At 65.8% G+C, this 19,160-nt stretch carries 14 protein-coding genes; 5 read left to right on the top strand and 9 right to left on the bottom strand.

Translation table 11 applies throughout. From position 1 onward, the window contains the following. Window positions 1–256 precede the first annotated feature (256 nt). From dsbG to dsbD, 3 genes are read right to left on the bottom strand one after another with little or no spacing between them, the layout of a single operon-like run. On the bottom strand, window positions 257–1,018 hold the full coding sequence (dsbG, locus tag HU764_RS06490) for a thiol:disulfide interchange protein DsbG (RefSeq protein ID WP_186703936.1): 762 nt from the start codon (window positions 1,016–1,018) through the stop codon (window positions 257–259). A 1-nt stretch (window position 1,019) separates the two neighbouring features. Continuing rightward, window positions 1,020–1,856: a TlpA family protein disulfide reductase gene (locus HU764_RS06495; RefSeq protein ID WP_027592906.1), complete on the bottom strand. Its 837-nt coding sequence runs from the start codon at window positions 1,854–1,856 to the stop codon at window positions 1,020–1,022. Continuing rightward, window positions 1,856–3,568, bottom strand: a complete 1,713-nt coding sequence (dsbD, locus tag HU764_RS06500) for a protein-disulfide reductase DsbD (protein WP_186703935.1) — start codon at window positions 3,566–3,568, stop codon at window positions 1,856–1,858. The genes HU764_RS06495 and dsbD overlap by 1 nt, the downstream gene beginning before the upstream one ends. 165 nt (window positions 3,569–3,733) lie before the next feature. Between dsbD and HU764_RS06505 the strand changes: the two genes are divergently transcribed. From HU764_RS06505 to HU764_RS06515, 3 genes are all read left to right on the top strand, one after another. Beyond that, window positions 3,734–4,417 carry a response regulator gene (locus tag HU764_RS06505; RefSeq protein WP_027592904.1) on the top strand — a complete coding sequence of 228 codons (684 nt, stop codon included), beginning with the start codon at window positions 3,734–3,736 and terminating at the stop codon, window positions 4,415–4,417. After that, entirely contained in the window at window positions 4,414–5,736 is a 1,323-nt protein-coding gene (locus HU764_RS06510) for an ATP-binding protein (RefSeq protein WP_186703934.1), read from the top strand. The genes HU764_RS06505 and HU764_RS06510 overlap by 4 nt, the downstream gene beginning before the upstream one ends. 164 nt (window positions 5,737–5,900) lie before the next feature. Continuing rightward, on the top strand, window positions 5,901–7,292 hold the full coding sequence (locus HU764_RS06515; protein ID WP_027592902.1) for an aspartate aminotransferase family protein: 1,392 nt from the start codon (window positions 5,901–5,903) through the stop codon (window positions 7,290–7,292). A gap of 160 nt (window positions 7,293–7,452) precedes the next feature. Here the strand turns inward: HU764_RS06515 and HU764_RS06520 are convergent, their stop codons facing one another. Next, complete coding sequence (locus HU764_RS06520) at window positions 7,453–8,574, bottom strand: cupin-like domain-containing protein (protein WP_186703933.1); 1,122 nt, start codon at window positions 8,572–8,574, stop codon at window positions 7,453–7,455. Between the two features lie 140 nt (window positions 8,575–8,714). Here HU764_RS06520 and HU764_RS06525 point away from each other — a divergent pair, with 140 nt between their 5' ends. Further along, window positions 8,715–9,677 carry an alpha/beta hydrolase gene (locus HU764_RS06525; RefSeq protein WP_186703932.1) on the top strand — a complete coding sequence of 321 codons (963 nt, stop codon included), beginning with the start codon at window positions 8,715–8,717 and terminating at the stop codon, window positions 9,675–9,677. Window positions 9,678–9,806: 129 nt separating this feature from the next. Here HU764_RS06525 and pvdN read toward each other — a convergent pair whose 3' ends face one another. Both pvdN and pvdM read right to left on the bottom strand, forming a co-directional pair. Next, the gene (gene pvdN, locus HU764_RS06530) at window positions 9,807–11,096 is read right to left on the bottom strand and encodes a pyoverdine-tailoring periplasmic protein PvdN (protein ID WP_186703931.1); all 1,290 of its coding nucleotides are present in this window, start codon (window positions 11,094–11,096) and stop codon (window positions 9,807–9,809) included. 16 nt (window positions 11,097–11,112) lie between these two features. After that, complete coding sequence (gene pvdM / locus HU764_RS06535; protein WP_186703930.1) at window positions 11,113–12,459, bottom strand: pyoverdine-tailoring dipeptidase-like protein PvdM; 1,347 nt, start codon at window positions 12,457–12,459, stop codon at window positions 11,113–11,115. A 198-nt stretch (window positions 12,460–12,657) separates the two neighbouring features. On the opposite strand from pvdM, the gene pvdP reads away from it, so the two are divergent. Then, window positions 12,658–14,283 carry a pyoverdine maturation tyrosinase PvdP gene (gene pvdP / locus HU764_RS06540; RefSeq protein WP_186682520.1) on the top strand — a complete coding sequence of 542 codons (1,626 nt, stop codon included), beginning with the start codon at window positions 12,658–12,660 and terminating at the stop codon, window positions 14,281–14,283. A 302-nt stretch (window positions 14,284–14,585) separates the two neighbouring features. On the opposite strand, the gene HU764_RS06545 is transcribed toward pvdP, so the two are convergent. Genes HU764_RS06545 through HU764_RS06555 form a run of 3 tightly spaced genes read right to left on the bottom strand, consistent with a single transcriptional unit; the run spans window position 14,586 to window position 19,130 of the window. Beyond that, window positions 14,586–15,989 (bottom strand): efflux transporter outer membrane subunit, encoded by a 1,404-nt coding sequence (locus HU764_RS06545; protein ID WP_186703929.1) that lies wholly within the window; start codon window positions 15,987–15,989, stop codon window positions 14,586–14,588. Window positions 15,990–15,992: 3 nt separating this feature from the next. Further along, window positions 15,993–17,957 carry a MacB family efflux pump subunit gene (locus HU764_RS06550; protein ID WP_186703928.1) on the bottom strand — a complete coding sequence of 655 codons (1,965 nt, stop codon included), beginning with the start codon at window positions 17,955–17,957 and terminating at the stop codon, window positions 15,993–15,995. After that, window positions 17,958–19,130, bottom strand: coding sequence for an efflux RND transporter periplasmic adaptor subunit (locus HU764_RS06555; protein ID WP_186703927.1), 1,173 nt, complete (start codon window positions 19,128–19,130; stop codon window positions 17,958–17,960). Window positions 19,131–19,160: the final 30 nt, after the last annotated feature.

Raw genomic sequence — 19,160 nt, forward strand, 5'->3', positions numbered from 1 at the left:
GGACATCGAGCGCCGCCCGCGCGGCGCTTCGCAGCACAAGGCTGCTCCTACAGTTGTTTCGGGCCAGTTATTCCTGGGGCAAACGCGCGCGCCCCCTTTAGTGCCCGCCTCAATATAGAGTCGAATCAACAAGGCGGTCGCGCGCGGAAGGCACAGGCGAAACTGGCCCGAAACAACTGTAGGAGCAGCCTTGTGCTGCGAAGCGCCGCGCGGGCGGCGCTCGATTTCTGCCCCACTGCAAAACTCAACACATGCGCTAGCGCTTACCCAAAATCTTCCCCAGCATCTCCGGCCGCGGCGCCCCTTGCTGGCTCTGCAAGTTACCCTGCTCATCCTGATAGAAAATCGCCGGGGTCGCCTGCAGCCCCATTTCTTCCATCAACGCCATGTTCGCCGCCAGCTTCTGCTGCACGGCCTCTGGCACCTTCTCCAGCGGCTTGAGCGTACTGGCCTTGCCGGCCTTCTCGTGCTCTGCCAATGCTTTGGCCGGGTCTTTTGCCGCCAGCAATGCTGCCGACTTGGCGGGGCTGTCCTCGCGAATGATGCCAACCATGATGTGGCGCAGCTGCACCTTGCCCGACTCGACCCACGGCCGCGCCTGTTCCCAGAACATGTTGCAGTACGGGCAGTTGGGGTCGCTGAACAGGTACACCTTGCGCGGCGCGTCGGCCTTGCCGTCGGCGATCCAGGCGGTTTTCTCCATCTTCGCCCAGATTTCCTTGCTCATCGGCCCATACACCAGCTTGTCCAGCGGTGCGGCGCTGAGGTCTTGGCCTTGTTCGTTGAACAGGCTGCCGACCAGCACATGCTTGCCATCAGGCGTCAGGTACAGGGCGATGCCGTTGTTCTGGTATTCGGCGGCGTAGCCGCGCAGGCCGTCGGGGGCGTCGAAGCTGCCCTTGATCACGGCGCCCTTGGCTTGCAGTTGCTGGATCGCCTTGGGCAGCGCGTCTTCGGCGTGCAAGGGCGGGGCGGCCAGCAGGGCCAGGGACAGGGGCAGCAGTGCAGTCAATCGCATGTCAGTTTCCTTGTGCGGCAGGGGTGGGCGCGGTGGCCCGGTCGAAAGGTTCCAAGGCATGGCGCAGGCTGGCCCGGGACAGCTCGCCAAGGTGGCTGCCGATCAGCCGCCCATCACTGTCGTAGAACAGCGTGGTGGGCAGGGCCATCGAGCCGACGCGCTGGGCCAGTTGCCCGGCGCCGTCGAACAGCACGTGGGTCAGGCTCAAGCCAGTGGTGGCGAGGAAGGTGCTGACGTTCTCGGGTGTTTCACCTTGGTTGACGAACAAGAAAGTCACGTGGGGATAGTCGCCCTGGGCCTGTTGCAGCACCGGCATTTCACGCCGGCACGGCGGGCACCAGGTGGCCCAGATGTTGATGACCAGTGGCTTGCCGCGGTAGCTGTGCAACGCCACGGGCTGCCCGCCAGCGTTGCGCAGGCTCAACTCAGGCAACTCGGTGCCTTTGCTGTACAGGTGGCTGCCCAGGCTGCTCAGGCCCCAGAACAGCGCGCCGCTGAACAATGCCCAGCCCAGCGGGCGGCGCAGGCCTGGTTGACGCCAGCCTTGCCAGAGTGCGGCCAGCACGATGCCGGCAAGGCCAGACCAGAACAGGAAGCCGCCGTCGCGGATGTCGATGACCTGCACCAGGTCATCCTGGTACATCGGCCAATAGGCCACGACGAAGCCCAGCCGCGCGCACAGCACCCCGATCAGAAACAGGTTGAACAGGGCCGACTCCGGGCTTTCGCCACCGCGTCGGGCGACCCACCAGCCGACCACGCTGGCGATCACCAGGGCGGTGAGCATCAGCAGGTGGTTGAGGGCCATGGTCAGTGGCCCGAGGGTTACGGTCAGCATCAGCCTTGGCTCCTGGTCTGGGTCCAGTGTTGCAGGAACGCGGCGGCATCCACTTCACCGGTGATGCGCCGCGCGCGGCGTTCGTCGCCTTCCGGGCCGACCCAGATGATGCTGGGCGGGCCGGGTACCTGGTAGCGTTGCAGCAATGCCTTGCTCGCCGGGGTGTCGGCGGTCACGTCCAGGCGCAGCAGGTGCACGCCGGCCAGGCTGGCTTGCACGTCGGCGCGGGTGAAGACGTTTTTTTCCATGACCTTGCACGACACGCACCAGTCGGCATAGTAGTCGACCATCACCCACTGGCCACGGGCTTTGGCAGCCGCAAGCTCGCGTTGCAGGTCCTCGGGGCGGTTGACGGTGACGAAGGCATCCTCGGCGTGCTGCCCGGCCGCAGGCGCGGCACCCCCTGCGAACGGTCGCAGGGGTTGCCAGAGGTCATCCCCCCCGGCGGCCGCGCCGACCAGCAACAGGGCACCCCAGAGCGCGCCCAGCAACGGCACCGCGCGAAGTGCTGGTAACCGCTGCAGTGCCGGCCACGCGGCCCAGGCGAGGGCGATCAGCCAGGCACCGCTCAGAGCCAGCAGCAGGCTGTCTGGCAGCAGGCTGCGCACGGTATACAAGGCCATGGCCAGGAACACGAAGCCAAACACGCCCTTGACCCGATTCATCCATGCGCCGGGGCGTGGCAGGTAGCGATTGCCCAGGGTCACCAGCAACAGCAGCGGCACGCCCATGCCCAGGCCCAGGCTGAACAGCACCAGCGCACCCTGCAGCACGTCACCGCTCTGGGCGATATACAGCAGCGCGCCAGCCAGCGGTGCGGTCATGCACGGGCCGAGCAGCAAGCCGGAAAGCGCCCCGAGCAACGCCGCGCCGTACAGGTTGCCGCCACGGGTGCCTTGGCCGGCGCGGTCGAGGCGATCGCGCAAGGCAGCGGGCAACTGCAGCTCGAAAGCGCCGAACATCGGCAGCGCCAGCAACACGAACAGTACCGCCAGGCTGCCCAGCAGCCAGGGTTGCTGCAACCAGGCCTGCAGGCTGGCGCCGAGCAGCGCGGCCACCACCCCCAGGGCGGCGTACACCAAGGCCATGCTCAGCACGTAGACCCCGGCCAGCAGCCAGCCGCGCCGGGCGCTGGCGCCATTGCCCAGCACCAGCCCGGCAAGGATCGGCAGCATCGGCAGCGAGCAGGGGGTAAAGGCCAGCAGCAAGCCGAGGCCAAAGAAGGCCAGCAGGCCCCAGGCCAGGTTGCCCTGTTGCAGGTTGCTGGCCAGGGCCTGGTCGCTGGCCTGATCGGCGGCGGGGGCCACGCTGCCGCCCAAGTCGATGGCGGTGGTCTGCGGTGGGTAGCACAGGCCGGCGTCGGCACAGCCTTGCCAGCCCAGGCGCAGTTGGCCTTGCGCACTGGCCGGGATCAGCAGTTCGAGCTGGTCGCGGTACACCGCGCTGTCGCCGAAAAATTCGTCATGGTGGTTGAGCGCGGGGGGCAGCTGTGGCTGCTGCTCGGGGCTCAGGCCGTCGAACTTCAGGCGCTTCTGGTACAGGTAGTAGCCTTGCTTGATCTGGAAGAACAGGCGCATCTGGCCGTCGGGCTGGCGGTCGTGGCTCAGGACAAAGGCCTGGTCGACCGGCAGGAAGTCGGATTTGACCTCGAACGGGTTGGCTTGCAGGGGGCCGGCCAGCAGGAGGGCCAGGAACAGAAAGAGGGCGCGCATGTCTTCGCCTTGGCTATACGATGAAGTGGGCCATGCTGGCCTGGGTCGATTAACCCAAGGTTAACCCGGTCCTACATCCCCCCTAAACGCACGCTCAAGGTCCATAATCCCCACTTAATCCACCCGTGGTGCAGTATCTGCCTCACTTACCCCGGAGCCCCCACCATGCACGTTCTGCTCTGCGAGGACGATGACCTGATCGCCAGCGGCATCTGCGCCGGCCTCACCGCCCAGGGCCTGACCGTGGACCGGGTAGCCAATGCCGCAGGTGCGCGGGCGATGCTCCAGGCCGCGCAGTTCGATGTGATGATCCTCGACCTCGGCCTGCCCGACGAGGATGGCCTGAAGCTGTTGCGGCGCTTGCGTCAGCAGGGCGAGACCCTGCCTGTGCTGGTGCTCACCGCCCGCGATGCGGTCACCGACCGGGTCGATGGCTTGCAAGCCGGTGCCGACGACTACCTGCTCAAGCCGTTCGACCTGCGCGAGCTGGCAGCGCGCCTGCACACCCTGCTGCGCCGGGTGGCCGGGCGCGCGGTGAATGTCATCGAGCATGGGCCGCTGCGTTACGACCCTAGCAGCTGCGAAGCCTTCCTGGCCGGGCAGCCGGTCGATCTGTCCCGTCGTGAGCAGGCGCTGCTCCAGGCATTGCTGCAGAACCCTGGGCGGGTGCTGTCCAGCGAGCAGTTGAAGGACTGCGTGTACGGCTTCAGCGACGAGGTCGAAAGCAACGCCCTCAACGTGCATATCCACCACCTGCGCCGCAAGCTTGGCAATGGTATCGTCGAGACCGTGCGCGGCCTGGGCTACCGGCTTGGCCCGGCGCAAGCACCGGAAGAGGCTGCTTCATGAGCCTGCGGGTACGCCTGAGCCTGATCCTGGGCAGCGCCTTCGTGATTATCTGGGTACTGGCTGCCGCGTGGATGCTGCGCGACTTGCGCCAGCAGATGATGTTCTCCCTCGACCAGCGCCTCGTGGCTTCGGCACGCATGGTGGCCGGGTTGATCGACCAGTTGCCGCAGCCGCTGGCGGCCAAGGGCGAGGACGCGCATTTTTCCGCCGACCAGTTCAGCGTGCCGGATGGCATGGCGTGCCAGGTAAGCTCGCTGCGCGGCGAGATCCTGGCCAGCAACCACAAGCATGATGGCGCCATGGATGACCAGCGCAGCGGCTTCCGTGACCAGACCATCGACGGCGCGTTGTGGCGTACGTTCACCTACAACCACGGCGATGTGCGCATCACCACCGCCGACCGCCACATGGAGCGCGAGGCCCTCAACCAGTCGATCCTGCTGGCCGCCTCGGCGCCGGTGCTGATGGCATTGCTCGGCAGCCTCGGCCTGTTGTGGATCGGCTTGGGCAAGGGCCTGGAGCCGCTCAACCGGATGCGCGACGCCTTGCGTCGAAGGCGCGCCGACAGCGTCGAGCCCCTGCAGGTGTCGGGCCTGCCCAGCGAGCTGCAGCCGCTGTTGGACACGCAGAACCAGTTGTTCCTGCGGATCGCCCAGACCATCGAGCGCGAACGGCGCCTGACCGATGACGCCGCCCACGAGCTGCGCAGCCCGCTGACGGCGATCAAGACTCACCTGCAGGTAGCGCGGATGACCGACGGCGCGGTGCGTGAACAGGCATTGGAGCATGCCGAGCAAGGTACCGACCGCATGCACCGCACGCTTGAGCAACTGCTGATGCTGGCGCGTGTGGAAGGCAGCCTGTCGTTCGAGGATGGCGTGCAGTGCAGCGCCGAGCAGGTCGCCCGCCAGGCGGTGCAGGATGCCGGCGGTGGCGATAACCGTCGCATCGTATTGCGCCTGCCCGAGGAGGCCACGCAAATCTACCTGGGCATGCCCGCGCCGCTGGCAGTTGCGGCCTTGCGCAACCTGCTGGACAACGCCCTGCGCCATGGTGGCGAAAGCGCGGTGGAGCTGGAGGTGCAGATGACTGACGGCCAGGTGGGGTTCATGGTGCGCGACCACGGGCCCGGCATTGCCGAAGCGGACCTGCAGCACCTGACCGAGCGTTTCTGGCGCAACGGCCAGAGTGGCGGGTGTGGCTTGGGCTTGGCGATCGTCCAGGCAATCGTCCAGCGCTGTGCCGGCAGCCTGCGTTTCGACAGCCGTAGCGATGGCTTGCGGGTGCTGTTGCAGGTACCGGCGCGTTCGGAGCGTTGATCTGCTGGCCTGGGCCGGCCTATTGGCCGGCCCAGGCTGTAAAAATCCCACAACAACCGCTAAATCCTCCTTGCGCTGAAGCGTTCTCCAAGCGACAACTACCCGCACACATCTGCTTACAGGGGCGTGGCGGGGCACTTTCGCTTGCTTGCGAGGATCTACCCATGTCGACCGCTTCCAGCTTTGCCCAGGTCTTGCCGGCCAGTGCGCCGCAACCCCTGTACGCGTTCACCGATTCGCCCTTGCTGCAACGCCAGCAGCAACAGGAATCCAACGCCCGCAGCTACCCGCGGCGCATCCCGTTGGCGCTCAAGCGCGCCCGTGGCATCCATGTCGAAGATGTCGAAGGCCGTCAGTTCATCGACTGCCTCGCCGGTGCCGGCACCTTGGCCCTGGGCCATAACCACCCGGTGGTGATCGAGGCGATCCAGCGTGTACTGGCCGACGAACTGCCGCTGCACACCCTCGACCTGACCACGCCGGTCAAGGACCGCTTTGTTCAGGATCTGTTCGGCGTGCTGCCCGAGGCGCTGCGCCGGGAAGCCAAGGTCCAGTTCTGCGGCCCGACCGGGACCGATGCCGTTGAGGCGGCGCTGAAACTGGTGCGCGGCGCCACGGGGCGCAGCACGGTGCTGGCCTTCCAAGGTGCCTACCATGGCATGAGCCAAGGTGCGCTGAGCCTGATGGGCAGCCACGGGCCCAAGCAGCCGTTGGGTGCCTTATTGGGCAACGGTGTGCAGTTCATGCCGTACCCGTACGACTACCGTTGCCCGTTCGGCCTGGGTGGCGAAGCGGGGGTGAAGGCTAACCTGCATTACCTGGAAAACCTGCTGCTCGACCCTGAAAGCGGTGTGCCGCTGCCGGCTGCAGTGATTCTAGAGGTGGTGCAGGGCGAAGGCGGGGTGATCCCGGCCGATATCGAGTGGCTCAAGGGCGTGCGGCGGATCACCGAGCAAGCGGGGGTGGCGCTGATCGTCGACGAGATCCAGAGCGGCTTCGCCCGCACCGGGCGGATGTTCGCCTTCGAGCATGCCGGTATCGTGCCGGACGTGGTGACCTTGTCCAAGGCAATTGGCGGCAGCCTGCCGCTGGCAGTGGTGGTGTACCGCGACTGGCTGGACACCTGGAAGCCGGGCGCCCATGCCGGCACCTTCCGTGGCAACCAGATGGCTATGGCCGCAGGTTCTGCAGTGATTAATTACCTGGTCGAACATCGCCTGGCCGAGCATGCCGAGGCCATGGGCCAGCGCCTGCGCCAGCATTTGCTTCACCTGCAGCGGGATTACCCGCAACTGGGTGATATCCGTGGGCGTGGGCTGATGCTTGGGGTGGAGCTGGTCGACCCGCAAGGTCAGCGCGATGCCCTAGGTCACCCTGTGGCCAACCGTGAGCTTGCGCCGAAGGTGCAGCGTGAGTGCCTCAAGCGTGGCCTGATCCTGGAGCTGGGTGGGCGCCATGGCGCGGTGGTGCGCTTCCTGCCGCCGTTGATCATCAGTGGCGAGCAGATCGACGACGTGGCGCAGCGGTTTGCCGAAGCCCTCAGGGCAGCTGTCTGATCATTTCCGGGGCCGCTCTGCGGCCCAATCGCCGGCAAGCCAGCTCCCACAGGTAACTGCGCAGGCTCAGACCTTTTGAGGGGGGCATGCGGGAGTCCTCTTGCAAGCGGTTTCTCAAGGAACGAGCCGACGCCACTGCAAATTAACCCCGCACAGGCGGCTACCAGCCGCGCCCGGAATTCACCCAGAAGTTCACCGACAACGACGTGGACACCGACTGCACCTGGTGGAACCACCCTTCAGGCAGGAACAACAGGTCACCGGCCTGCAGCACCACGCGCAGGAACGGCACGTCACGCGCGGCTGGGAAGCGCTGGTAGTCCGGTGCGTCGGGGTTGAAATCGCAGCCGTCCAGGCCGCCCTTGGGGCTGGTCGACCAGGTGCCCAGTGCCGCACGGTGGTGGGGCGCAGCCAGGATGAACGACTTCTGCCCCCACACCTGCGCGAACAGGTTGTCGGTGTCGTCGCGGTGCAGGGGCGTCAGGGTGCCCTTTGGGCCGATCCAGATGCGTGGCGAGATGAAGCGCTGGCGCTCGAAGTAGTCCGGAAAGCGGATCAGGGTCAGGAGTTTTTCCGGGACGATGTTGTTGCCCATGTAGGCCGGCGTTTCGCCAGGCTTGGCCGGGGTGTCCAGCGAGGCGATGAAATCGGCCATGGAGGTCGAGCGGAAGTCGCGGTCGGTAGAGAAGGTTTTCTTGACGTAGTCACCGTGCCGGGTAATGCCTTGCAGTTCGGCGAAATGCTCAAGTGACGCTTCGCGGCCCATGGTGAACAGTGGCCAGTCCTGCAGGGCATCGCTGAGCACCACCGGTATGCCGTGCGCCAGGTAGTCGCTTTGAAACCGTTGCAGAGGCATGTCTGCCCGGGCAATGCGCTGCACCTCGCGCTGCACCGGCAGCGCGGCCGAGACCCGCTCGCTGAGGCGTGGCGGCGTTGGGTAGCGCTGGTTCATCGCCACCTTGGTCGCTGCGGCGCCTTTGCGGGCGTTGTTGATGATTTGCGGCAGCAAGGTGGCCAGGCCCATGTTGCCGGTGATCTTCAGGCGTGCGCTGGCGAACAGCTCCTCGACGTTGGCCGTGCCGCCCATGATGCCGAGGAAGTCGCGCTCGGCCACCTCGATGGTGACATCCGGGGTGCTGTGCCGGCCTGCGCCGGTGCGGCTGGTGTCGCGCACTTCCGACCAGAAGGCACGGTCCGGGCCGAAGACGAACTGGAACACGCCTTCGATGCCGACGGCATGGGCGTTGGCGAACAGTTTGCTGAGGATGCTCTGAAGGTCCACGGTTAGCCTCTGATGGGATTTCGTTGTGCAGGGATAACGAGTGTGTCCGCCATCGATTTAGCGGCGCTTACAGCTAATTTTCGGTGCGCCTTCTACGTCCCGTAGGGACAGCAGTCATATTGTTCAAGCAAGGATCCGACATGGCATTGCACCCTGATCTGGCGGGATTTCTGGAGCTGGTCGAATTTGGCCGGTTGACGGGCAGAAGCCTGCCCATGCACGCGATGGACGTGGCCCAGGCCCGGGCCGAGTTCGAGGGCAGTTCGCAAGTGCTCGACCCAAGCCCGCCCGGCAGCGTGGCGGTGAGCGAGCTGCAGGTCCCGGCGCGCGATGGCGCCAGCCTGCCAGCGCGGCTGTACCGCGCGGGTGACGCAGGCGATGCCTTGCAGCCGGTGATCTTCTACCTGCACGGTGGTGGCTATGTGGTAGGCAGCCTCGACTCGCATGACTCGGTGTGCCGCCGCCTGGCAGCCATGGGTGAGTTCGCGGTGCTGGCGCCGGACTACCGATTGGCGCCGGAGCAGCAGTTTCCGGTAGCGCTGCACGATGTGCTGGATGCCGCCAACTGGCTGGCCGAGCAGGCTGGGGCGTTGGGCTTGGACAACCGTCGGGTGGTTGTGGCTGGGGACAGCGTCGGTGCCAGCCTGGCCGCCGTGCTGGCCATCACGGCCGTCGAGCAGCCCGAAGCGCTGGCGTTCAAGCCGCTGGCGCAGTTGCTGTTCTACCCGGTGACAGACATTTCCTGCCAGCGCAACTCTCACCGCGAGCATGCCGAGGGGTACCTGCTGGAAACGCCTACCCTGGAGTGGTTCTACCAGCACTATGCGCCGCAGGCGGAGCAGCGTCTGGACTGGCGTGTGTCGCCCTTGCTGTCGACGGTGCGTGAGTCATTGGCGCCGGCGTACCTGTTCGTGGCCGAGTACGATCCGTTGCATGACGAAGGGCTTGCCTACCGTGACTGGCTGGTGGCGGGGGGTACCGAGGTGACGTTTGCCCGGGTCGAGGGGCTGACCCATGACTTCTTGCGCATGTCCGGGATCGTGGGGCAGGTGGGGGAGATTTATCAGGATGTGGGGGGCTGGCTGCAGAAGGTTGGGGGTTAGTTTGGGGGCACTGGGGCCGCTTTGCGGCCCTTTCGCGACGCAAGGCCGCTCCTACACGTTCAGCGCTATCCTCAGCCTGTAGGAGCGGCCTTGCGTCGCGAAAGGGGCGCAAAGCGCCCCCAGCATTCGTCACGAACTACGCACCCGCCGCCCCAGCACATCGACCAAGCGGTCGATCTCGGCCTCGGTGTTCAGCAGCCCAGGCGCGGTACGCACCACCGGCCCAGCATCACGTGACACGGCATCGACGACAATGCGCTGGCTGTTGAGATACCCGGCCACGTCATCCGCATCCTGGCCCTTGACCCTGAAAAAGGTAAACCCAGCCGAGTACTGGGCACTGCGCGGCGTCACCAGTTCGACCGCTTCAACCGCCTCAAGACGCTGCTTGAGGTAGTCGTTGAGCCCATGAATACGCGCCTGGATATTCGCCTTGCCCTGCTGCAGGTGCAGCTCGAAGGCCTTGCCCAGCGCCCAGCGGTGCTCAAAGGCATGGTAGCCGCCTGGGGTCATGATGGTGGCGAAGTCTTCATTCTCGGAAAACGTGGCAATGGTCGGGTTCAGCTGCTTGAGCTCGGTGGAGGCCGCGCAGATGATCCCGGTGCCACGTGGCCCGAACATCCACTTGTGGGTGCCGGCGATGAAGTAGTCGCAGTTCAGGTCGGCAAAGCGCATGTCCTCGACGCCAAAGCCATGTACCCCGTCGATCACGTAAATAATGTGGTCCTTCTCGTCGCGCTGGCGATTGACCTCGCGCACCAGCGCGCCAATCTCACCCACCGGCAGCTTCACACCGCTGCCGGAATGGACCCAGGTCATGCCCAGTACCCGCGTCTTGGCGCTGATGGCCGCAGCCAGGGTGCCGAGTACCTGGTCGGTGCTGACCTGTGACGGGTTCTCGAACAGGCGCAAGCGGCGCACCGGCGTGCCATCGCGTGCCGTGCGGAAACTCATCGTCTGGCGCGCCGCCGAATGCTCGTGCACGGTGGTGAGAATTTCCTGCCCAGGTGCAAGCTTCAGGCCGCCATAGATCAGGCCCAGGCCTTCCGTGGTGCTGCCGGTCAGGGCGATTTGTCGGGGGTTTACCTCAAGGTAGCGACCGGCCCATTCACGCACTGCGGCCTCTTGCTTCCACTCCGCCTGGCTGTCCCAGTCAACCCTGCGCGCCGGGTGGCGGTCGAAGCTCGCACTCAGGGCCTCGATGGCCTCGCGCACCGGCTTTGGGTGTGACGTGATCAGGAAGTTGGCGAAGTGCGCGTAGGCGGGGTCCAGGTCGAACAGGCCGCGAAAAGCGGCCCAGGCGTCGTTGCCAGCGGGTGGCAATGGCGCGGCCTGAGCGCCCGGCAACAACTGGCTGGCCAGGGGCAGGGCAGCGGCCAGCAGGCTTGCCTGCTTGAGGAAGGTACGGCGGTCGTTCATGAAGGCGCTCGCAGGGTTATCGGGACGAAGTGGTGGCGGGTTGCGCGGCGTGCTGCACCTGCTCCCATACCCGCAGGAAGTTGCCGCCCCAGAGCTTGGCGATATCGGCCTCGGAATAGCCGCGGGTGATCAGTTCGGCGGTGACGTTGCGCGCTTCGCTTGCGTCGTGCCAACCGTCGATGCCGCCGCCTTCATTGAAGTCCGAGCTCAGCCCCACATGGTCGATGCCGACCTTGCGCACCGTGTAGTCGATGGCGTCGCCGAAGTCCTTGAGCGTGGCCGGTGGCTCTTCGTCGAGGATGCCGTACAACGCGTTGGCGTACTGGCCCACCTTCTGCTCCGGCCAGCCGGCGATGACCGGGTCACCCGGCATCAGCGCGTAGTTGAGGTTGGCCAGCGGCGGCAAGTCGTAGCGGGCGCGCAGGGCGTTGAGTTTGTCCTGGGTTTTCACGCTCAGTGGCTTTAGGTAGGTGGAGAAGGCCACCAGTTGAATCACGCCGCCGCTGTCCTTGATCAGTTGCATTTCCTTGTCGGACAGGTTGCGGGCAATGTCGACCATGGCGCGTGGCGCAGAGTGCGACGCCACCACCGGCGCGCGGCTGAGGCTGACCGCCTGGGCCAGTGCCTTGCTCGACATCTGCGACACATCGATGATCACACCCAGGTCGTTAAGCCGCTGTACGGCGCGTTTGCCAACCGGCGAAAGGCCGTCCAAAGCATCGGCGGTGTCATTGAAGAACGGCAACGGGCGCGAAGAGTCGGCCCAGCTGTTGTTGCCCACGTAGCTGAAGCCGAACATGCGCACGCCGCGGGCGGCCCAGCGGTCGAGCTGGTCGATATCGTCGCCCAGGGCATAGGCATTGAGCATGCTGAGGAACACCGCGAACTTGCCTTCGCCGTGCAGGCGTCGCATGTCTTGCGGGGTGTAGGCGATACCGACCTGTTCGGGGAAGTCGCGGACCATGGCGTCGATAGCGTTGTAGCGCACCTCCTGAGTGTGGCGTGCGGCTTCGACGAAGCCTGCGGTCGGCCGGTGCGGGCCATCGTCGCCGGTCCACGATTCGGGCCAGGCGAAGATCGTCAGCGCGGCGCCAGACAGCCGCCCGCGGGCGGCCTTGGCCAGGTCGAAGCGGCCATTGCCGTCCTTGTCGGCCTCGCTGCCCTCAGTGCCGAACGTCAGCGGCAGGGTGACATGGCTGTCGAACGAGATGATGCGTTCCTGCAGGTCGTTGGCCTGGCGCACCACCTCTCTGGAGTAGCCGGCCGGCGTGGTGAAGTAGTGCCAGGCGGCAAATCCGGCACCTGCGGTCACGGCCGCGGCCAGGCTGATAAACAGGGCTTTTTTCCAGCGTGGAGTCGTCATCTTGGTCTCAGTAGGTTCACCGTCGAGGGATGGGCACAGAGGCCGCCGCTACCTGGAGTGAACGAGCCCACCCTGTGGAAATTTACCCAGCCGTGGCGGCACCCCTGCGGCGGCATCGGTAAATTTCGCGGTGTGGACAACGTTCTAGCCTTGGACGGGCTGTGCTCCACGGCCGCAATAAATGCACAGGTAGTTGCAATGACGATTTCTCGACGCGGGTTCATCGCCGGAGTGGCATTGACGGGCGTGGTGGTGCCCGGCGCGTTGTATGTACAGCGCCAGCAGGCCGCCGAGGCGTTTCCGGAAACCCCCGGCGAGGCGGTCGTCGAACGGGCTGATACGCACCTTCAGCAGTTGGGTGATACCTTGCGCGGGATCTGGCGCTGGACCTTGCAGGGCAAGGACGCGGGCCTGCAAGGGTTGCCTGAAGGCGAGCTGGAGCTGTTCCTGGATGTTGCGCCCAGTGGGCGGGCGTTGCGCGGCTACTTGGATACCCCCGAGCGCCTACGCAGCGATGAACAACCGCGCTACCGTGTGGTGGGTGACCTGCTGGCAGACAAACCGGGCACTTTACGCTGGCGCTTGTTCTCGAACCGGCCAGGTGAGGTACAGGCCCGCTACGAATGCCATATCGTCATCGACGAGGTTTGGGGCCGCTTCGGCAATGCCGGGCCCGCGACCCTCAACGGGCGCATTGCGCCACTGGACCGAGCGTTGTCGTTGCCGGTGCAAGACAACCACTTTCTGGCGCTGAAACACACCTTCCCCGAGGCGCGCGAGCGCACGCCGTTAAGCCCGCAACTGCTGGCCTGGCTGATCACCCCGGAGCACCGATTGTTCCACCAGTTGTGGCATTCCTCGCGTGACAAATGGCACAAGCTGGACAAAGACAAACAAGCGGCCCTACGCGGCTTGGGCTGGCAGCCGGGGCCGCGTGATCGGGAGCGTGACGCGCGCGGCCGGCACAAGGACCGCAACGGCTCGGGTGAGGATTTCTTTTTCATGCACCGGCACATGCTTGGCAGTGCCCGCGCCTTGCAGGACCTGCCTTCATGGACGCGGTTTCCGCAGCCACAGCCGGAGCTTGAGCGCGACCGTGCCGGGTTCGCTCGCTATTGGGACAACCATGACGGCAACGCCTTGCCGCCCACCTGGTTGGCGAGTGGTGATGCGGAATACACCCAGTGGGTGCGCGACATCAAGCACCCGGATACCTACCATGGCAACTTCCAGGTCTGGGAGTCGCGTTACAGCGACCCGGACTACCTGAGCACACTGACCCTGGGCCAGTTCGGTTCAGAGGTGGAACTGGGCCTGCATGACTGGCTGCACATGCGCTGGGCCTCGGTGCCGCGTGACCCGGCCAACGGCATGCCGGTGCCGACGGCGCGCACGCCTGACGACTTTGCAGCGCGTTGGTTCGCGGCCGAAAACGACTTTCTGGGTGACCCGTTTTCATCCCATGTAAACCCCGTGTTCTGGCACTTTCATGGCTGGATCGATGACCGCATCGAGGACTGGTTCCGCGCCCATGAGCGGGTTCACCCCGGCGAGGTGCGGCGCCTGGAAATCAATGGCGTGCCTTGGTTTGCGCCAGGGCGCTGGGTCGAAGTGGCAGACCCTTGGCTAGGGCCTGACACCCATGGTTGCTCGACGGTGCCGGGCTTGCGGCCGGGGCGCAGCGTCGAGATGGACCCGGAGACGATGAAGCTGGCTTTGCGCATCATCTACAGCGATGAAGACCTGTTCGACAAGTTGCGACCGAAGGTGCCCCAGCGGCCTTGGTATGCGCGCAATCTCAAGGTGGCGCAGCGGTCGCTTTGAGGGGGGGATGGGATCGGGGTGTAGGGCGAGGGATTTTCGGTGGGTTTTAGATCGAGCGCCGCCCGCGCGGCGCATCGCGAGCAACGCTCGCTCCTACGTTTGTTCTCGGCCAATAACGCCTGTGACAGGCGCGCGCGAACGCCTTGTTTGTTCGACGCGATATCGCGCCATGCGCCAAGGCGGCCGCGCGCATTTGTCCCAGGAATAACTGGCCCGAAACAAACGTAGGAGCGAGCGTTGCTCGCGATGCGCCGCGCGGGCGGCGCTCGATCTCGAACCCGCAGCAAATCCATCGCCCTACACTACCGCTCAACCTTCCACCCACCCCCCAACGCCTTGTACAGCGCCACACTCCCTTGCAGCCGTGCCAAGCGCAGCTGCGCCTGCTGATCCTGGGCCAGGTACAGGGTGCGCTGGGTTTCAAGCACGCTGAGCAGGGTCTCGGCGCCCGCGCCATAGCGCTGCTGGGCCAGCTCGAAAGCCAGGCGCGCCTCCTGCACTTCCTCGTCCTGCCACCGGCGTTGGCGCTCCACGCCGTGAATCGCATTGAGCGCTTTCTCGACATCGGCGAAACCGGCCAGGATGCTGCCCCGGTAAGTCTCCAGCAACTCAGCTTGCTCGGCCTCGGCCAGGTCGCGAGAAGCGCGCAGCCGGCCGTTGTTGAAGATCGGCGCGACCAGCCCGGCGCTGAGGGTATAAAAAGAGCTGTCGAGCACATGAGCAAAGGTATTGGCGCCACTGCCCAGGTTGGCCCCTAGGGTCAGCTTGGGCAGCATCGCCGCCCTGGCCACCTGTACGTTGGCGCTGGCCGCTGCCAGCCGCGCTTCGGCGGCGGCAATGTCGGGGCGACGGGCCAGCAGTTCGCTGGGGACGCCGCTGCCAATGGACGGCCACTGCAGCGCATCGAACGCTTCACGGCTGGGCGGCAGGGCCTGCACCGGGTCGCCGAGCAGCGTCGCCAAGGTGACCCGGCTGTCTTGCCACTGCTGTTCGAGCAACGGCACTTGCCGCTCCTGGGCAGCCACCAGGCTGCGCTGTTGGGCCAGTTCCAGGCGTGTGGCCGAGCCGGTGCGCTGGCGGGCTTCGACCAGGCCCAGCACGTCACGTGCATTGCGCAGGTTGAGCCGGGCGATGTTCAGTTGCGCTTCCAGGGCCAGGCCTTGCAGGTAGCTGTCGGCCACGGCGCTGACCAAGGTCAGCTCGACCGTCTGCCGGTCGAAGCGGCTGGCATCGAGGCTGCGCAAGGCGCTGGCCCGTGCTGCGCGCAGGCCACCCCAGAAGTCGATCTCGTAGCTGGCGCTGAGTTTGAGGTCGAACGCGGTGCTGGTGCGTTCGCTGCTGCTGACGTCCAGTTGGTCGTTGCCTTCACCCTTCAACAGCCGCTGGCGGCTGCCATCCAGGCCCAGGTTCAGTTCGGGCAGCAATGGCGCGCCAGCGATGACGGCCTGGGCCTGGGCCTGGCGCACACGCGCCGTGGCGGCCGCGAGGTCATAAGCGTTGAGCCGGGCGCGCTCGACCAGGCGGTCCAGCTCGCTGCTGGCAAACGCGCGCCACCACTGTGCTGATGGCAGCTCGGTGGATGACGGCGCGGCCTCGCCTTGCCAGGCGTGCGGCGCGGCAATCCCGCTGTCAGGCGTGGGCGGCGTGCTGCAGGCGGCAAGGCTCAGGCACAAGGTCAATAGGCTGATACGGCTTGGCAAGGTCATGGATTATTCGCTGGTAAGGGCTTTGACCGGGTCGAGTCGGGCGGCTTTGCGGGCCGGCATGAAGCCGAACACGATGCCGGTGACGACAGCGCAGGCGAACGCGCCGAATATGGCAGGCAGGGCGAAGGCTACGGCAACCTCGGCCAGCATCAGGCCGCCGCCGATGGCCAGGGCCAGGACGATGCCGGCCACGCCGCCGACCATCGACAGCATCACGGCCTCGCTGAGAAACTGCCGCAGGATGTCGCGCTGGCGCGCGCCCGTGGCCATGCGGATGCCAATCTCACGCGTACGCTCGCGCACGGTCATGAGCATGATGTTCATCACCCCGATGCCACCCACCAACAACGAAATTGCCGCGATTGCGCCCAGCATCAGCGACAGGCTGTTCTGCGTGCGTGCCTCGGCCTGGATCAGTGCTGCGTCGTTGGTCAGCTCGAAATCCTGACGGCCCTGGTGACGCTGGCGCAGCAAGTGATCGATGGCCACTTCGGCTTCGTTGACCCGGGTGGAGTCGTGCGCGGCGACGGCGATGTAGTCTGGGTCGCGCTGGCCGAACAGGCGGATAGCCGCGGCGGAATAGGGCACCGCGATGCGCCCGTCGCTGTCCTGGTCGCCGGAACTGGCGCCTTTACCGGCGAGAATGCCGACGACCTGGAAAGGCACATTGCCGATCAGGATGTATTGCCCCAGCGGGTCGCGCCCCGGGTCGAGCATCTTTTCCCGCACCTTCTGGCCGATCACCGCCACAGGCGCGGCACTGGCTTCGTCGGTCTCGGTGTAAAAGGTGCCCTCGACCGCCGGCCAGTTGAAGATCTCCGGGAACCAGATGTTGTTGCCGCCGACATAAAACTGCTGGCTGTTGTTACCGTGGCGCACCATCAGTTTGTCGCCGATCACCGGCATGACGTGCTTGACCTGGGGCAGCTCGCCGATGGCCGCGACGTCGTCGAGGGTGATGGTGCCGGCCTGTTCACCCAGCGTTGCCGGCTTGCCATTGAGGTAGAGCACGTTCGAGCCAAACGCCGCCATTTGCGCCATGACCTGGCGCTTGCTGCCTTCGCCGACGGCCAGCATGACCACCACTGAGGCTACCCCGATGACGATGCCGAGCAAGGTCAGGGCGGTGCGAAAACGGTTGACCCACATCACTCGCCAAGCGGCCTGCAAGGCTTCGACCAGCTCACCTTTCCAGGCCCCGCGCAGGGTGGCGCCGCGGCCCAGGCGCTGGCGCAGGTCGTCGGCCTGCAGCCCTTTGCGTGTGGGGGGCGGTGGCTGCTCGGCGGCCGAATCGCTGATGATCAGGCCATCGCGGATTTCAATGACCCGCTGCGCCCGCGCCGCCACGTCGCGGTCGTGGGTAATCAGGATGATCACATGGCCCTGGCTGGCCAGTTCGTCGAGCAGCGCCATGACTTCGGTGCCGCTGTGGCTGTCGAGCGCGCCGGTGGGTTCGTCGGCGAGGATGATGTGGCCACCGTTCATCAGTGCCCGGGCAATCGATACGCGTTGTTGCTGGCCGCCGGACAACTGGTGCGGGCGGTTGCCCGTGCGGCTGGCCAGGCCCAGGCGGGTGAGCAGGGCGGTGGCGCGCGCGTGCCGCTCGCTGGCGGCGATACCGGCATAGATGGCCGGCATCTCGACGTTCTCCTGGGCCGAACCCGAGGGGATCAGGTGGTAGCCCTGGAAGACGAAGCCAAAGGCTTCACGGCGTAACCAGGCCAGTTCGTCGCTGTCCAGCTCGGCCACGTCCTTGCCCGCAAAGTGGTAGCTGCCAGCGGTTGGCCGGTCGAGGCAGCCGAGGATGTTCATCAGCGTCGATTTGCCGGAGCCGGAGGCGCCGACAATGGCGACGAACTCGCCGGGGTGGATGCTCAGGCTGATGCCTTGGAGGATGTCGACCTTGGGGGTATCGACGCCGCCGTAGGATTTACGGATGTCGATCAGTTCGATCAGGGGCGTAGTCATTCAACCTCCGCTGATGCTGGGGGCGCCGATCACCAGGCGCTCGCCTTCGCTGAGGCCGTCAAGTACCTGCACCCGCAGCCGGTCGCTCAGGCCGGTCTGGACCTGGCGCTGTTCCACTTTGCCTTTGCTGTTGAGTACCCGGGCGAGGCGCAAGCCATTGTTGTCGTCCAGTGCGGCAAGCGGCACGGTCAGCACTTGGCTGGCCTGGCCGGCGACAAAGAACACCTGCGTGGTCATCTCGGCCATCAGGGCGCCATCCGGGTTGTCGACATCCAGCAGCACGGTGTACTGCACCACCTGGCTGCCGGTGGTGCCATTGGTGGCGCTGGTCGGGCTGCCGCCGCCCTGGCTGCTCTGGTCCAGCGGTTTGGGCGGGATCGGTAGAATCTGCCGGACCGTGCTGGTCCAGCGGCGCTTGCCGCCGGCCAAGGTGGTGAAGTAAGCGGTCATGCCGGGCTTGACCTTGCCGATGTCGGCTTCCGACACCTGGGCCCAGACGGTCATTGGTGAAAGCCTGGCGATGCGCAGGATCAGAGGGGTCTGCTGTTGGGCATTGAGGGTCTGGCCTTCTCGGGCATCGACCGCTACCACGGTGCCGTCCATGGGTGCATAAATGCGCGTGTAGCCCAGTTCCGCCTCGTCGCTGCGCAGGTTGGCCTGGGCCTGACGAATCTGCGCCTGGAACATGTCGATGCGGGCCTGAGTCACCTTGAGCTGGGCAGCGGCCGTCTGCACGTCTTCGTCACGGGTCGCACCGGCGGCCGCCAGGTCACGCTGGCGCTTGAGCTGCTGCTGGGCCAGTTGAAACTGTGCACGTTGCTCGGCCAGTTGTGCCTTGAGGTTGTCGATCGAGTAACGCCCGGCATCGAGCCTGGCTTGCTGGGTGGACGGGTCGATCTCGACCAGCAGTTGGCCTTTGCGTACCTGGTCACCGGCTTCAACGTGCAGCGTGTGGATCTGCCCGGAAGCCTGGGCGCCCACGTCGACGTAGCGCCGCGGCTGCAGGGTGCCCAGGGCAGTCACGCTGCTTTCGATATCGGCACGGGTGACGGCGACTGTGCTGATCGGCTGCGCGCCGAAGGGCAGGGTCTTCCAGGCCAGCAAACTGCCCAGGCTCAGCAGGGCCAAGCCACTGAGCAGTAGCCGACGGCGGGTGTGGGGTAAACGTCGCATGCAGACTTCCAGCCAGGAGTGAAGGCCACG

The organism is Pseudomonas kermanshahensis, from assembly GCF_014269205.2.
Classification (GTDB): Bacteria; Pseudomonadota; Gammaproteobacteria; order Pseudomonadales; family Pseudomonadaceae; genus Aquipseudomonas; species Aquipseudomonas kermanshahensis.

Bases quoted from the DNA above. Each gene is read 5' to 3' on its own strand.
- dsbG (WP_186703936.1), bottom strand. From the start codon at position 1,018: ATGCGATTGACTGCACTGCTGCCCCTGTCCCTGGCCCTGCTGGCCGCC.
- HU764_RS06495 (WP_027592906.1), bottom strand. From the start codon at position 1,856: ATGCTGACCGTAACCCTCGGGCCACTGACCATGGCCCTCAACCACCTG.
- dsbD (WP_186703935.1), bottom strand. From the start codon at position 3,568: ATGCGCGCCCTCTTTCTGTTCCTGGCCCTCCTGCTGGCCGGCCCCCTG.
- HU764_RS06505 (WP_027592904.1), top strand. From the start codon at position 3,734: ATGCACGTTCTGCTCTGCGAGGACGATGACCTGATCGCCAGCGGCATC.
- HU764_RS06510 (WP_186703934.1), top strand. From the start codon at position 4,414: ATGAGCCTGCGGGTACGCCTGAGCCTGATCCTGGGCAGCGCCTTCGTG.
- HU764_RS06515 (WP_027592902.1), top strand. From the start codon at position 5,901: ATGTCGACCGCTTCCAGCTTTGCCCAGGTCTTGCCGGCCAGTGCGCCG.
- HU764_RS06525 (WP_186703932.1), top strand. From the start codon at position 8,715: ATGGCATTGCACCCTGATCTGGCGGGATTTCTGGAGCTGGTCGAATTT.
- pvdN (WP_186703931.1), bottom strand. From the start codon at position 11,096: ATGAACGACCGCCGTACCTTCCTCAAGCAGGCAAGCCTGCTGGCCGCT.
- pvdM (WP_186703930.1), bottom strand. From the start codon at position 12,459: ATGACGACTCCACGCTGGAAAAAAGCCCTGTTTATCAGCCTGGCCGCG.
- pvdP (WP_186682520.1), top strand. From the start codon at position 12,658: ATGACGATTTCTCGACGCGGGTTCATCGCCGGAGTGGCATTGACGGGC.
- HU764_RS06545 (WP_186703929.1), bottom strand. From the start codon at position 15,989: ATGACCTTGCCAAGCCGTATCAGCCTATTGACCTTGTGCCTGAGCCTT.
- HU764_RS06550 (WP_186703928.1), bottom strand. From the start codon at position 17,957: ATGACTACGCCCCTGATCGAACTGATCGACATCCGTAAATCCTACGGC.
- HU764_RS06555 (WP_186703927.1), bottom strand. From the start codon at position 19,130: ATGCGACGTTTACCCCACACCCGCCGTCGGCTACTGCTCAGTGGCTTG.